This is a genomic window from Acinetobacter minutum, from assembly GCF_035916735.1.
Classification (GTDB): Bacteria; Pseudomonadota; Gammaproteobacteria; order Pseudomonadales; family Moraxellaceae; genus Acinetobacter.
Map to the genome: position 1 here is coordinate 1 of NZ_JAQIHG010000022.1, position 14,989 is coordinate 14,989.

Consider the following 14,989-nt stretch of genomic DNA (forward strand, 5'->3'; position numbering starts at 1 on the left):
TTACATAACATCTGGGGTGGTCAAAATTGGACGCTGTTTTTCCCAGATTTCTGGTCAGTTTTGCACGCTGATTAGCACGCAAGAATGCATGATGTTATTATCGAGCATGCGAAATCTGCAATGTATTCGAAACCTGTAGGCGAATTATTTCTAGATTTATAATTGACCAAATAGAAGAATGATAGGCACTTGTCCATCATTCTTCTATTTTATAAAGGTTTAGTGACTGGGTAAATTTGGGTAATTCTTTAGTGAATTAACTATAAAAAAAAACAAGGTGTTGAGTATTGAGTTAAACTGCCACCACCAGAGTTTAATAGAGCGTTCAAAATTCTGTGTCAGCCGAATTGGCTAGAATTTAATTTAATTATATTAAGAGCACTGCTCTGCAAGTGCCTACCTTCAAAGTAAATCGATAACTGTGTGATGGTTTGCCCCCAGTTTTTCACCGGCATTGTCCAGTTTTCAGAAGCCTGTTGAATACCAATATACAGCAATTTCAGCAGGCTATTTTTATTCGGAAAAGCCCCCTTGGTTTTGGTCAGTTTTCTGAATTGGCGATGTACTGCCTCAACCGCATTGGTGGTATAAATCGGCTTCCTAAACGGCTTTGTTGACATAATGATCTTTATCTTTGATCTTGTAATGAGTGGAATCGAGCCAAACAAAGGGATATACGGCATCAAGCGGCCTCTGTTGCCAGGCACGTAATTCGGGGATTAGCTTGTCTGTAATATTGGTAATGGCACTCTCGGAAATATCCAGTGCATACATATTTGCAATATGTTTTTGAATATCACGGTAGCTCATGCCGAGTGCAAATAGCGAAATTACTTTGTTGTCGATCTCTTCAGAGAGTTTGGTTTGATTTTTCTTAACGAGTTAAGGCTCAAAATCACCGGTATGATCACGAGGTGTTTCCAGTTCAAATGAACCGGAGGATGATTTTACGGTCTTGCGAGAGTAGCTATTCCTGCGATTGGATGGTTTGGGATTTTCTTCCAGATAGTTTTCAATTTCAGCATTTAAAACTGCTTCGAAATCAAAGTTGTTTGCCATGATGTGTCATTTCCTGTTTGATTCAGTTTATTGAAATGACTCAGATTTTTGATCACTACCACAAAACGGTGGCTATTCAGTCATTAAATATTTAATTTACAATAAATTATTTAACTTATGCCTCATCGTAGAGCATTTATTCATAATCTGCTCTAAGTTAAGACATGAATCCCAAATCATCTTCATAATTTTTAGACATTGAATATATTTAACACTGATAAGGTTACACAGTTTTATCTGATTAATAGAAAACAGTTTTTTATTACTAAATCTTATTTCAAGAACAACTTTAGAATTTAAGCGATGATATTAGTATTACAAATAATAAAAAACGTAATACTAAATTGGCATGTCATTTGCATTTCCATCCTTATTGATAAAGTGATCTAGGGTTCCGGCAGCATATTTAAAAGCTGTGTCTGAGACCGAGAGTTCACGACTTTGTTTTTATAATAAGCAGAGTTACACGGAGGGATAAAAGCCCGGGAGGTTGGCAAATACCTAGCAATAGGACAAACCTTAAGAGGTCATGTAATGGGCGACTATCACAACAATCAAACACTTTGGACTGAAGAATTGCCGGGAGGGCATCATTGGTCTGCACGTATTCAGCGTGGCGCAGTTTTACAACTGAAATCACTGGGACAAAATGCCAATGTCGCACTGTACTGTGTGAACAGTGAAGACAAACTCGAACGTTATAACATGCCAGATAGTCTCAAGGCACAACATACTGCATTTTTAAGTACAGGCAATATTTTAGCTTCTGACCTAGGTCGCGCGATGATCTCGATTGTCAAAGATGATCACGGTTGGAATGATGCTTTTTGTGCGCCAAGCACTGCACAGCAAATTGAACAGCAATTTGGCTCTAAAACTTTCCAGGATGCGCGTAATGACATGTTTCGCAATGGCAAAGACAGTTTGCTTTTAGAGATGACCAAATTCGGTTTATCGGCAACAGACCTGAGCAGTACTTTAAATCTCTTTTCTAAAGTTCAACCCGATGATAATGGCAATTTGAGCTATGTGACATCTGACAATACTGATCAAGTGATTGAACTACGCTTTGAAATGGACTGTTTAGTTTTCTTATCTGCTGCACCCCATGCGCTAGATAACAGTACTGAATATGCCCCAGCGGATATTCAACTTTCCCTGTTTAAAGCTTTGCCTTTAGGCGACAGCGATGTGTGTCGTGATTCATGCCCGCAAAATCAGCGTGCTTTTCAAAACAATAATCGTTACTACGCTTTAAGTGCTTAAGGGGAATAGATCATGACTGCATTAGCCAATTTAAAACAAGAGTTAGAAAAATCAGTATTGAGCGAAATCTGTCCTGCTGGTGAAGCATGGATGTGCGAAGTAAAAAAAGGACAGTATTTCCGTATCGTCGATCTGGAAGGTAATCAAGCTGTAGACACGCTATTTATCTCAGCTTCAAATCCTGAAGAGCGTTATAGCGCAACCGATACTTTAGCGATTAATCAGCAAATTTATTTAGAAAAAGGTACAGCGTTATACACCAACTTTGGCAATAAAATAGCCACCATCCACGATGATAACTGCGGTCGCCACGACACTTTGGGCGGTGCATGTTCATGTGAAAGCAACACCGTTCGTTATAGCTTAGATAAATACCCAATGCACAGTTGCCGTAACAATTTCATGATTGCGCTGTCGCAACATCCAATTGCCAAAAAGCACGGCTTAAACGTGCGTCATATTGGGCCAAATATTAACTTCTTTATGAATGTGCCTGTTACCAGTGAAGGGCATCTTAAATTTGATGATGGTATTTCTGCACCGGGTAAATATGTCGAGATTAAAGCAGAGATGGATTTGATCGTGCTGATCTCCAACTGTCCTCAGCTCAATAACCCATGTAATGCCTATAACCCCACCCAAATTCAATTGATTATCCGTGAAGGCGAGGAAGCATAAAATGTTTAATAAAGTTCTGATCGCCAACCGTGGTGCCATTGCCTGTCGTGTGATTCGTAGCCTAAAAAAATTGGGCATCCAATCTGTAGCCGTCTATTCTGAAGCAGACCGTGATTCATTGCATGTGACTTTAGCGGATGAAGCAGTTTATATTGGTGAAGCACCAGCCAGCCAAAGCTATTTAAATGTCGAAAAAATTCTGGAAGTCGCGAAACAAACTGGTGCGCAAGCGATTCATCCGGGCTATGGTTTCTTATCAGAGAATGCTGAATTCTGCGACTTGTGTGAATCACAAGGTATTGCCTTTATTGGTCCGAACTCCGCACAAATGCGAGCTTTTGGTTTAAAACACACCGCACGTGAACTTGCCATTCAAGCGAATGTACCTTTACTGCCTGGTAGTCAGTTATTGGCAGATGAAGCTGAAGCATTATTAGAAGCTGAACGTATTGGCTATCCAGTGATGTTGAAAAGTACCGCAGGCGGTGGCGGGATCGGCATGCGTCTGGTGTGGAACGAGGATGAACTGAAAGATGCCTTTGCAACGGTTTCCTATTTGGCTCAAGCCAACTTTAAAGATGCAGGATTATATTTAGAGAAATTTGTCCAAAATGCCCGTCATATCGAAGTGCAAATTTTCGGTGATGGTCAAGGTCAGGTCATTGCACTTGGTGAGCGTGATTGTTCAGTACAACGTCGTAACCAAAAAGTGATTGAGGAAACGCCTGCACCACACATCAACGACGAACAACGCGCCTATATCCAAAATGTCGCGATTCAACTGATGCAGTCAGTGAACTACCGTTCTGCGGGAACAGTTGAATTCGTAATGGACACCGACACACAAGAATTCTATTTCCTTGAAGTCAACACCCGTTTACAAGTGGAACATGGCGTGACGGAGCAAGTCTTTGGTGTGGACTTGGTGGAATGGATGGTGACCCTTGCCAGCGGTGACTGGACGCCACCAACAGCAAAACTTGAATCCAAGGGTCATTCGATTCAAGTGCGTCTCTATGCTGAAGACCCAATTAAAAACTTCCAACCGAGTGCAGGGCTTTTAACCCATGTTGAGTTTGATGCCAATGCGCGTAATGAAACTTGGGTAGAAACAGGCTCAAATGTTTCATCCTTCTATGACCCAATGATTGCCAAAATCATCGTCACAGCAGATGATCGGGACTCTGCCATTCAAGCCATGACCGAAACTTTGGCCAAAACTTCCGTTGCAGGGATTGAAACAAATCTTGAATATCTACAAAACATTATCGACTGTGATGTATTTAAAGCAGGCACACAAACCACACGTTTCTTAAATACATTTGAGTGGAAAACCCAAAAAATTGAAGTCCTACAAGCTGGTATTCAAACTGCTGTGCAAGATGTCACAGGGCGTTTGGGCTATTGGGATGTCGGTGTGCCACCATCAGGTGCGATTGATCCACTATCTTTAAATGTGGCAAACCAACTGCTTGGCAATGCCTATAACACCGCAGGGTTGGAATGTACCTTGCAGGGTCCTACCTTAAAATTCCATTGCGATAGCCAGATTGTATTGGCAGGTGGTGATATGCCATCGACTTTGGATGGTGTGACTGTGCCAATGTGGCAAACCGTGAATGTGCGTAAAGGTCAAATTTTAAAATGTGGGAAAATCACCTCAGGTTGCCGTACTTATATCGGCATTAAAGGCGGTTTGAATGTGCCTGATTACTTAGGCTCACAAGCGACTTTTACCCTTGGTCAATTTGGCGGTCATGCAGGACGTAACTTATTAATTGGCGATATGCTTCCAATCACAGCATTTACATCGGATGACATCAATGCACTAGCGCCTGAACAGATCCCAACATTCAGCCATGAATGGGAAATTGCCGTGATGTATGGTCCACATGGTGCACCTGATTTCTTTACCAAAAATGATATTGATACTTTCTTTGCCAATACCTTTGAGATTCACTTTAACTCCAGCCGTACCGGTATCCGTTTAATTGGTCCAAAACCTGAATGGGCACGTGAGGATGGGGGTGAAGCGGGTCTGCATCCATCCAATATTCATGACAATGCTTATGCGATTGGTGCCATCGACTTTACAGGCGATATGCCAATTATCCTCGGTCCAGATGGCCCAAGCCTAGGCGGTTTCGTGTGTCCAGCGGTGGTGATCAATTCTGAGCTTTGGAAATTGGGTCAACTCAAAGCTGGTGACAAAGTCAAGTTTGTCCCTGTGAGTTATCACCAAGCCAAACTTTTAAATGAAAAATATCATGCGCAGCTAGAAGCGACCGATACGCAAGCGGCGACATTTGATGAATCGTTCTATCCTGAACTTTCTACGCTGAACAATGCCGTACTCGATACCTTAGCAGGTCTAAACGGTGCGCCTGATGTGGTCTATCGTCCTGCTGGTAATAACTATATGTTGGTGGAATATGGTGAGCTGGTTTTAGACCTGAACTTACGTTTCCGTATTCATGCCTTGATGCAATGGGTTCAACAGCAAAATATTGAGGGCATTATCGACCTGACCCCGGGTATTCGTTCTCTGCAAATACATTTTGATTCAATCAAGCTTGATCAACTTGATTTACTCCGTTTACTGCAAGTGGCTGAAGCTGAATTGCCTGATGTAACTGAGATGCAAGTACCATCACGTACCGTGTATTTGCCGCTGGCTTGGGAAGATTCTCAAACGCAACTCGCAACTGAACGCTATATGCAAACCGTGCGCCCAGATGCGCCGTGGTGTCCAGATAATATCGAATTTATCCGTCGTATTAATGGCTTAAAAGACAAGCAAGCCGTGAAAGATGTGGTCTGTGATGCCCGTTATTTGGTCATGGGTTTGGGGGATGTGTACTTGGGCGCGCCTGTGGCGACCCCGCTTGATCCGCGTCAGCGTTTAGTCACCACCAAATATAACCCTGCACGGACATGGACGCCTGAAAATGCCGTGGGTATTGGCGGAGCCTATATGTGTGTCTACGGTATGGAAGGCCCAGGTGGTTATCAGTTCGTGGGACGTACCACACAAATGTGGTCACGCTACCGTAAAAATGCTGACTTTGAACAAGGTAAACCGTGGTTACTGCGTTTCTTTGACCAAATTAAGTTTTATGAAGTATCTGAAGCTGAACTGATGCAAATGCGTGAGGACTTCAAAGCAGGGCGTTTAAAACTGCGTATTGAAGAAGGTGTACTCAACCTGAAAGAATACAATGACTTTTTAACTGAAAACCAAGAGTCGATTTCGGCATTTAAGTCTGTACAACAAGCCAACTTTGATGCGGAGCGCCGTCGCTGGCATGAAGCAGGGCTTGCGGAATATGTGCCTGAAAGTCTGGATGCTGTGGATGATGGTGAAGGTGTTGAAGTGCCTGAAGGTGGCTGTGCGGTGGAATCGCATATGCCGGGTTCAATTTGGAAAATTGAATGTCAGTCAGGTGATATTGTGGAAGAAGGTGCAACGCTTGCAGTGATTGAAGCGATGAAGATTGAGATTCCAATTATTGCGCCTGAACGTATGCGTGTTGATGCGATTACTATTGAAAAAGGGCAAACGGTAAAAACGGGGCAGGTGTTGTTTACGTTGGCGCCGGTGGCTTGATGAGTTGGAAATAAAAAAAGACCGCTTAAGCGGTCTTTTTTTATAAAGAAAAATAATAATTTTTAATTTTTAGTGCCATAAGTTTTCGCCTTTTTTCTAAAAAATCAAAATAATTATCAATGGTCATAGTTTCAATTTCTTTAGGAATACAATGTGATTCAAAGTTGCTTATTAATTCATTTTCAGTTGTGATACCAGAAATCGAAACTTGATTTGTTTTAATTTGATTTCGAATAATGGAGAAATATTCTTGAGGTGATTGTTTCCCCACTTTGATATTAATATCTTGTTGCATATAAACATAATTGGCAATCTGATTATACTTACTTCGATCTAACCCCGCACTTTTTAGGTATTCTTTAGGGAAAAGATGATGAACATCGCCTCTATGCTCAATCATGTGACCAACTGTGATATCTTTTGATAAAAAACCTAAATCATTTTCTTTTACTTGAGAGGCTAAAAAAACATGGAAGTACGGACTACTGCCAACAGAAGTATCCAAACTTCTAGGGAGTGACGAGTTCCAGAAGGCTTCAGAAAGCTCACTTTCTTCTTTCTCTTTTAAATACACATCAAAAGATTTTTCAGATATTTGTTTAATATCATAGTCAATTGTACTTTCAGGAGAGGCTGAGTAACGTCCTGTTAAGATGCTATACACGAGCCAGCGTTTAACATGACTTTCAATTTGTACAGAATTTACACCTAAGTCTTTTAGTTTTAAATATAAGATATAAGCAAAGTTTAAAGCATTCTGTGAACGTAATAATTTGGGTGATATGAACCCAGCAGATTTGACAATCATTAAAAATCTTTTAAAGTTGGTTTCATTAATAAAATTATGAACACCAATCTTTAATATACGATATGACTCTGTTGATATATCGGATTCGAAAGTTCGAGTTTCGAAATTACGACCTGAAAGTAAACTTACAAGATCAGAAAGACGTCCTCGATTAAATTGTGATGTAAAAGCAACTCTTAATAAATCATTGTAACTTGGATCATAGAGATCTTCATTTTCTTTTTTCAGCCAAACCATTTTTTGATAATAGTCAGTTTGGGCAAATTCAGGATCATAATCTTCAATATGTTTATAGAAATCAGGGGAAATTGCTAAATGACAAAAATAATCGATCGCCTTTCGTAATGTATTTCCATCATTTTCAGTATCAGAAGCAATTTTACTCATCGCAAAGTCAGCTTGACTAAGTACAACACCCTTAGAGTTGATACGAATAAAGATTTCAGTAACAGTTTCAATATCGAGCTCTGGAGCTAACTCAATCATTCCAATAGGTTTTTTAGTGATACTGATTAAACGAGTGAAGGCATTTTCAATTTGGTCTTCATCGGCATCTGGATTTTGTTTTAAATATTCACGTACAAGTTTGATTAGGCTAATTTTCCCTGAAAAAGCATCATGAATATCTGATAGCCATGTTTTATCTTTTAAAATTGCTGGGTTTTGTACTTCAAATTTTTCTTCAATAGGATTGAAGGAAATTTTTATTTTTACACGTTGATAACTTTTATTAATAACATATTGCCCTAGAATACCTGCTGTTAGGGCAGTTATTCGTTGTTGACCATCAATAAGGACTTTTTTACCTTCGCTTAAGGTACCGTCTTTCAATTTTACATTCGGGTTTTTCCAAGCGATTACATAACCAATAGGGAAGCCTTGATAAAGGCTATCCATCAAATCACGGACCTTTGAGCTATCCCAAACAAATGGACGTTGGATTTCAGGAATTGCAATTTCACCTGATGTAACCCACGAAAGAATATTTTCAATTAAGTATTGGTTAACCGTATATTTTTGCATGAAAAATTTTATAGAGTGTTGTCATTAAAATTGCAGTAAAACTAGCATAGATTAAAAGAAATCTGAATGTTTTTTAATTCAAAAATAAAGCAAAATTTTATTTATTTTTTTAAATCTAGTAGACCTTAACCTATAGCAGCACGTGTGTAGGTTGGCCGCACTGTTAATGATACTTATTTTTAGACTGTAAATTTACAGCACTAATCCTTAACCAAGCCAGAATAAAATATAGCCACACTTTGATGCACCTACTGAACCCCAATGGTGCAAAATGGTCTATTTTTTAGCCATAACGACAAAAGTAAATCCCCCACGTTCTTTCTCATTATAGCTATGTGAGCTATTTTTCAGAGATTTTGCTTAAATTAAACGCTATTTTTTATTTTGGCATGCTCTATGCTTATTTATAAATACAGCATAAATAGAGGAGAGCAATACATTTGGTCACTCAATCAAACGCATCAGTTAACCATTCATGTATAAAAACAAGAGCGAGGACATGAGCAATAAAAATGGAATAAACTGATGAAATACTCAACTTACTTTTGCTTTAGAATAAGCCCCATCTCAATGTTATGGGGCTTTTTTTTGCCCATTTACGCAATTTTATTTACTGCATCTTAATAAATAATACTTGGCACGTTTTCTGCATTTTCTAAGTAATACGAAATTATGGTTTTGTAATACCTTGAGGAGATGCACATGAACAGTCCGACATCTAATAAAAAAATGCATCCGTGGCTTCACTTTCTGGTCGAGCTTTTAAGTATTCGTGCTGGATTCCACATTAAACAATCTGCTCATGTTCAGCCGAAGGATAAACAGCGTGGCTAAACAAAAATTGGCACGGATCAGTATCACCGTGCCAGAAACCACCTTACAAGCCATGGATCAAAAAATTGTCGAGCAGCACTATGAAAGTCGCTCACAGGCCATTGTCGACATGATTAATCGTCACCTGATTGATGAATTAGCGATTCGTGATGAAGTCATGGTCGGCACACTGACCTTGCTCTATGACGTCAGCCTGAAACCACTGCGCAGTCAGCTGGTCGATCTGCAACAACAGTATCTGGCGCAAGTGATCAATTCACTGCATATCCAACTGGCCGATGAAAAAATCCTGCAAGTCATGTTGATGCAGGGTGTAAGCAGTGATCTGAAAGAAATTAGCGAACAATTTATCGCATTAAAAGGGGTGCTAAAAGGGCATCTGGAACTGATGGATGTTGTGATGCCTCCCATTCTCCAAAATACAAATAAAGGAGTATCAGCATGAATACTTTATGGACAATTCAAGACTGGCAGAATGCCTATCAACAGCAGCAGATCCAGTTACAAGACTTGGTGTCTTATGTCGCATCGTTTAAAAATGACGATCATGCCTGGATTTCAATTGCATCTGCAGAACAATTACAAGCACAAATTGATGCCTTAACAGGAAAATCACTAGCCGAATTGCCACTCTACGGCATTCCATTTGCAGTCAAAGACAATATTGATGTAGCCGGTTTTTATACCACTGCAGCCTGCAAAGAAGCATCTTATCTCGCAACCAGCGATGCCACTGTCGTCACTAAATTAAAAGCTGCAGGTGCAATTGTGGTGGGTAAAACCAACCTGGACCAGTTTGCAACTGGCTTAGTTGGTGTACGTTCACCCTACGGCGCAGTGAAAAACAGCTTTAATCCGGAATATATCAGCGGCGGTTCAAGCTCAGGTTCATCGGTAGCGGTGGCGAATGGTCAGGTGCCTTTTAGTTTAGGTACCGATACGGCAGGTTCAGGCCGTGTACCGGCAGGACATAACAATATTGTCGGCTTGAAACCCACCAAAGGCTGGTTTTCTACCACAGGTCTGGTGCCAGCATGCCGCACCATTGATGTGATTTCAGTCTTTGCCCTGACTGTGGATGATGCATGGCAAGTCGCACAAATTATGCAAGGTTATGACGCGACAGATGAATATTCACGCCAGCATCCAGCCAATGTGCCAACCCAATTTTCCAAAAGCAAAATCGCGATTCCGGCACAGCTGGAATTCTATGGCGATACTGAAACCGAAAAAGCATTTAAACAGGCTATTGCCCGGGTAGAGCAGCTTGGTTATGCAGTGGAAACCATTGATTTCACTATTTTCAACCAACTGGCTTCCGCACTATATAACAAGGCTTGGGTCGCAGAACGGACCAGTGCCGTTGAAAAATTGGTTTCTCGTGACGTGACCCATCCGGTGATTAACCAAATTATCAGTCAGGCAGATAACTTTAATGCCGTGGATATGATGCAGGCGGAATATGAGCGAGCGCAATTGGCTCGTCAGATCAATCTAGCCCTGGCAGACTTTGATGCCTTGATGGTGCCAACGGCGCCAACCATCTACAAGATTGCCGATGTAGAAGCCGGTCCACTGGTGAAAAACAGCCACATGGGCGCTTATACCAACTTCGTGAATTTTGCGGATTTATCGGCTTTGGCACTGCCTAATGCAATTCGTGCTGATGGTTTGCCAAGCGGGGTGACCTTTATTGCACCAGCATGGATGGATCAGGCCTTGGCAAACTTTGGTCAGACCTGGCAGCAGGCAACGGCGTTGACACTGGGTACTTCGCAAAAAAATTATACGCCAAGCACAGAGATTCAATCGCAGCATGCAGTGAAACTGGCAGTCGTCGGTGCGCATCTGACTGGTATGCCTTTGAACTTTCAGCTCACCACACGTGGCGGCACTTTAGTGAAAAAAACCAAAACTTCAGCCAGCTACAAGCTGTTTGCGCTGAAAAATACCACACCACCGAAACCGGGTTTGCAGTACCACAGTAAAGGTCAAGAAATCGAAGTGGAAGTCTGGGATATTCCATTCGCCAACTTTGGTCAGATCGTGGCAGAAGTTCCGGCACCGTTGGGCATTGGCAATGTCCAGCTGGCAGATGGCAGCTGGGTTAAAGGTTTTATCTGCGAAGGCTATGCGCTTGAAGATGCAACTGACATCAGTCATTTCGGCGGCTGGCGTGACTTTATCAAATCAAAACAAATTTCAAATACGCGTTTTAAATGTAATTTCATAGGAGAAGTAGCACAATGATCAAGAAAGCCGGTTTATCTATTTCTATTCTTGGGGCAATTTTTTTAGCTGGTTGTGATAACAGTGCAAAAATACCAGAACCAAATAATGGTGCGAAAGAATCCACCACAGTTAGTACTAAACCAATTACTATTGGTTATAGTGATTACCCTGGTTGGGTAGCTTGGCAAGTGGCTATTGAAAAAGGTTGGTTAAAAGAAGCTGGAGTGAATGTAGACTTTAAATGGTTTGATTATTCATCATCCTTAAATGCATTTTCGGCAAAACAAATTGATGCTGTAACCGTAACTAATGGTGATAATCTAGTAATAGGTGCAGGTGGTATGAGAGGTGTCATAATAATGGCAACCGACTACTCTGCCGGCAATGATGCAATTGTAGCTAAACCAGGAATTAATTCGATCCAGGATTTAAAAGGTAAGACTGTAGCATTAGAAAAAGGCTTGGTTGATCATCTTTTATTTAATACAGCTTTAGCTGATGCAAAGCTTTCACCATCTGATGTGAAAATAACGAACGCTGTAACAAATGAATTACCACAAGTATTTACCTCACAAGATGTGTCAGCAGTTGCAGTTTGGCAACCAGTAGCTAACCAAGCTCTAAAAAATGTAACAGGTTCAAAAATTATTTATAGTTCAGCCGAGAAGCCTGGACTTATATATGACACAGTTTCTGTAAATGCAGAGCATCTTGCCCAACACAAAGAAGAATGGAAAAAAATTGTTAAGGTCTGGGATAAAGTTGTTTCATACATTAATGATCCTAAAACACATGATGATGCCGTTCGGATTATGGCAAATCGTGTAGGGGTAGACCCTAAACAATATGAGCAATTTATCAGCGGCACCCATTTCCTGTCTGTGGCAGATAATAAAAACGTATTTAAAAAGTCTGAGGGATTGGAATCTATTTATGGGTCAAGCTATTATGTAAATAAATTTAATCTTGATTTTAATATCTATGAAAAAGATATTAATGTTGATAGTTTAATTACTGATGAAATTGTTAATAGTATTGAGTAAAATTTAATTTAAAAAAACCAAACGTCAAGTTTGGTTTTTTGCTATTAATAATACCTAGTTTAAAGAAGAGAACTCTTTATTGGATTAACAATATGAGCTATAAAAAAACCTGCTATAGCAGGTTTTTTTAAATACAAGATATTTAGAACATATCACTATAACATTCAATTTTCCATTTACTTACCGATAAATGATAGCTTTCCCATTCCATAGTTTTGTATTTAATAAACTCATCTCGTAACTCTTTACCTAAAGTTTTTTCAACTAGAGAATCATCGGCGAAAGCCTGTACGGCCTCTTGTAAAGTTTGTGGTAAGAATTTGATACCTCGTGTCTGGCATTCTGCTTCGGTGAACTCATATAAGTTATCTTCGTTTGGTTTACCTGAATCAAGTTGTTCACGGATTCCTTCCAAACCTGCAGAGAGTACAAGTGCCGTAGCCAAATATCCAAATATCCAAATATCCAAATATAGATTAACTGAGTCATCAACGTTACGGGATTCACAATGACTACCGCCATTCTGAATATGAAAAGAGTTGGTACGGTTATTAGAACCTTAAGAGTTAAATACAGGCGCCCAGCTAAAATTATTCATTGCACCACGACGTACAAGACGTTTATAGCTATCCAAAACTAAGCCATTGGTTTAATTGTAAATTTTACCTTGAGTTACGCATTCTAAAATGCAAAATTGGAGTTGAGATCAAAGGCAAAAAACGAAAACCAAGGAAATTTTTAGTCATATGAAATTGCATAAAAGTATTACTGAGTTGGTTACAGAAAAAATGCCAAAAGTGCGCTAAATTTAGTTGATCTATTAGATTAAGATTTTGATAAATATAATTATTTTCTGGTAAATAGAACAATATTGGTCGTTTGAATATTCAACCTAATTTTATTTTAAAATGGTGCAGAAAAGTTGAATTGAGCCCATTTACAAGGCATTTAAAAGCACTGTTTAAATAACTTAGAATGTTACATAGTGGAGAGAAATAGATATAAAAAAGAATCCAGTTCAAAAAAGATGGACTGGATTCTGATAAATATCCTTAAAATTAAAGGATTAGAACATATCGCTATAACGTTCAGTTTCCCATTTGCTTACAGATAAATGATAGCTTTCCCATTCCATAGTTTTGTATTTAATAAACTCATCTCGTAACTCTTTGCCTAAAGTTTTTTCAACTAAAGGATCAGCAGCAAATGCTTGAACTGCTTCTTGTAAAGTTTGTGGTAAGAATTCGATACCACGTGCTTCACGTTCTGCATCTGTGATTTCGTATAAGTTATCCTCGTTTGGCTCACCTGGATCAAGCTTTTCACGAATCCCTTCTAAACCTGCAGCTAATACCAATGCAGAAGCTAAATATGGGTTTACTGCACCATCTACATTACGGGATTCACAACGACCACCACCACTTGGTACACGAACTGAGTTTGTACGGTTATTAGAACCATAAGAGTTAAACACAGGTGCCCAGCTAAAATTGCTCATGGCCCCACGGCGTACTAGACGTTTGTAACTATTCACTGTTGGTGCAAATACCGCACAAAGTGCACGACCATGTTTTAAAATACCTGCAATAAATTGATAGCCAAGTGTGGTTAAGCCAATACCGCGTGGGTCATCTTTCGGGTCGCAGGCAAATAGGTTTTTGCCATCTTTTAAGTCATATAAAGACATATTAAAGTGAGCAGCATTCCCTGTTTTATCTGCAAATGGTTTTGGCATCATAGTTGCCAGCAAACCTTCTTCCTCAGCAAAGTGTTTTGCCATAAATCTAAAGAAAATCAAACGGTCACAGCTAGTAAGGGCATCAGCATAGTTAAAGTCAAACTCAAATTGACCGTTAGCATCTTCGTGATCGAAAGAGTAAAGATCCCAACCCAAGTTATTGATTTGCGTTGCAACTTTATCCAACCAAGAGAAGTTGTCTACAAAAGATTGTACGTCATAGCATGGTTTAACTAATTTATCTTTTGCATGTGGCACAGTGAGGGTGCCATCTTCTAATTTTTTAAGAAGGTAAATTTCGCACTCGATGCCTAGGTTCATGCCATAGCCCATTTTTGCAGCTTCAGCCAGTTGGTTTTTAAGCGCAACACGGGTATTCAATGGGTATGGATTACCTTGAAAATAGTTATCAGCAGGAATCCACGCCAATTTTGGTTCCCAAGGAATTTGAATCGCTTTGTCCAAGTCAGGTACAGAAGTTAACTCATCATCGTTTGGAGCCTGACCTAAACCGTCAAGGGCATAACCTGTATAGCGTTCAGAGCCATTTGCCATTTGGTGTAAGTGGTCGATTGGAACAACTTTGGCTTTAGGGATACCATGAATATCGACATAAGCACCGATACAGTATTTAACCCCTTTCTCAACAAGTTCATCTTTGAGTTCAGTAATTTGTTCATTTGTATACATAGTATTCACCT

The 14,989-nt window shown here is 39.9% G+C and carries 9 protein-coding genes, 2 pseudogenes and 1 riboswitch; of the genes and pseudogenes, 7 read left to right on the plus strand and 4 right to left on the minus strand.

The annotated features are described in order from the left end of the window. Window positions 1–338: 338 nt before the first annotated feature. A pseudogene (locus tag PAE54_RS09320) lies at window positions 339–1,059 on the minus strand (transposase). Window positions 1,060–1,434: 375 nt separating this feature from the next. Then, window positions 1,435–1,550: riboswitch (guanidine-I (ykkC/yxkD leader) on the plus strand. A gap of 43 nt (window positions 1,551–1,593) precedes the next feature. On the opposite strand from PAE54_RS09320, the gene PAE54_RS09325 reads away from it, so the two are divergent. From PAE54_RS09325 to uca, 3 genes are read left to right on the plus strand one after another with little or no spacing between them, the layout of a single operon-like run. After that, window positions 1,594–2,325 carry an urea amidolyase associated protein UAAP1 gene (locus tag PAE54_RS09325; RefSeq protein ID WP_326519233.1) on the plus strand — a complete coding sequence of 244 codons (732 nt, stop codon included), beginning with the start codon at window positions 1,594–1,596 and terminating at the stop codon, window positions 2,323–2,325. A 12-nt stretch (window positions 2,326–2,337) separates the two neighbouring features. Continuing rightward, a complete protein-coding gene (locus PAE54_RS09330) occupies window positions 2,338–3,003 on the plus strand; it encodes an urea amidolyase associated protein UAAP2 (RefSeq protein WP_194558798.1) in 666 nt (221 codons plus the stop codon). Between the two features lies 1 nt (window position 3,004). Beyond that, entirely contained in the window at window positions 3,005–6,610 is a 3,606-nt protein-coding gene (gene uca / locus PAE54_RS09335) for an urea carboxylase (protein ID WP_326519234.1), read from the plus strand. A 40-nt stretch (window positions 6,611–6,650) separates the two neighbouring features. Here uca and PAE54_RS09340 read toward each other — a convergent pair whose 3' ends face one another. Next, window positions 6,651–8,441, minus strand: a complete 1,791-nt coding sequence (locus PAE54_RS09340; RefSeq protein ID WP_326519235.1) for a GmrSD restriction endonuclease domain-containing protein — start codon at window positions 8,439–8,441, stop codon at window positions 6,651–6,653. A gap of 702 nt (window positions 8,442–9,143) precedes the next feature. Between PAE54_RS09340 and PAE54_RS09345 the strand changes: the two genes are divergently transcribed. The 4 genes from PAE54_RS09345 to PAE54_RS09360 are packed head-to-tail and all read left to right on the plus strand — an operon-like array spanning window position 9,144 to window position 12,550. Next, window positions 9,144–9,275 (plus strand): hypothetical protein, encoded by a 132-nt coding sequence (locus tag PAE54_RS09345; RefSeq protein ID WP_326519236.1) that lies wholly within the window; start codon window positions 9,144–9,146, stop codon window positions 9,273–9,275. Next, window positions 9,268–9,720: a CopG family ribbon-helix-helix protein gene (locus tag PAE54_RS09350; RefSeq protein ID WP_326519237.1), complete on the plus strand. Its 453-nt coding sequence runs from the start codon at window positions 9,268–9,270 to the stop codon at window positions 9,718–9,720. Before PAE54_RS09345 ends, PAE54_RS09350 begins: the two co-directional genes overlap by 8 nt. Next, on the plus strand, window positions 9,717–11,525 hold the full coding sequence (gene atzF / locus PAE54_RS09355) for an allophanate hydrolase (protein WP_326519238.1): 1,809 nt from the start codon (window positions 9,717–9,719) through the stop codon (window positions 11,523–11,525). The genes PAE54_RS09350 and atzF overlap by 4 nt, the downstream gene beginning before the upstream one ends. After that, on the plus strand, window positions 11,522–12,550 hold the full coding sequence (locus PAE54_RS09360; RefSeq protein WP_180137891.1) for an ABC transporter substrate-binding protein: 1,029 nt from the start codon (window positions 11,522–11,524) through the stop codon (window positions 12,548–12,550). Before atzF ends, PAE54_RS09360 begins: the two co-directional genes overlap by 4 nt. Window positions 12,551–12,692: 142 nt before the next feature. Here PAE54_RS09360 and PAE54_RS09365 read toward each other — a convergent pair. Both PAE54_RS09365 and glnT read right to left on the minus strand, forming a co-directional pair. Beyond that, window positions 12,693–13,097 (minus strand): annotated as a pseudogene (locus tag PAE54_RS09365) (hypothetical protein); the annotation flags it as partial. 519 nt (window positions 13,098–13,616) lie between these two features. Next, the gene (gene glnT, locus PAE54_RS09370) at window positions 13,617–14,978 is read right to left on the minus strand and encodes a type III glutamate--ammonia ligase (RefSeq protein ID WP_326519239.1); all 1,362 of its coding nucleotides are present in this window, start codon (window positions 14,976–14,978) and stop codon (window positions 13,617–13,619) included. Window positions 14,979–14,989 lie beyond the last annotated feature (11 nt).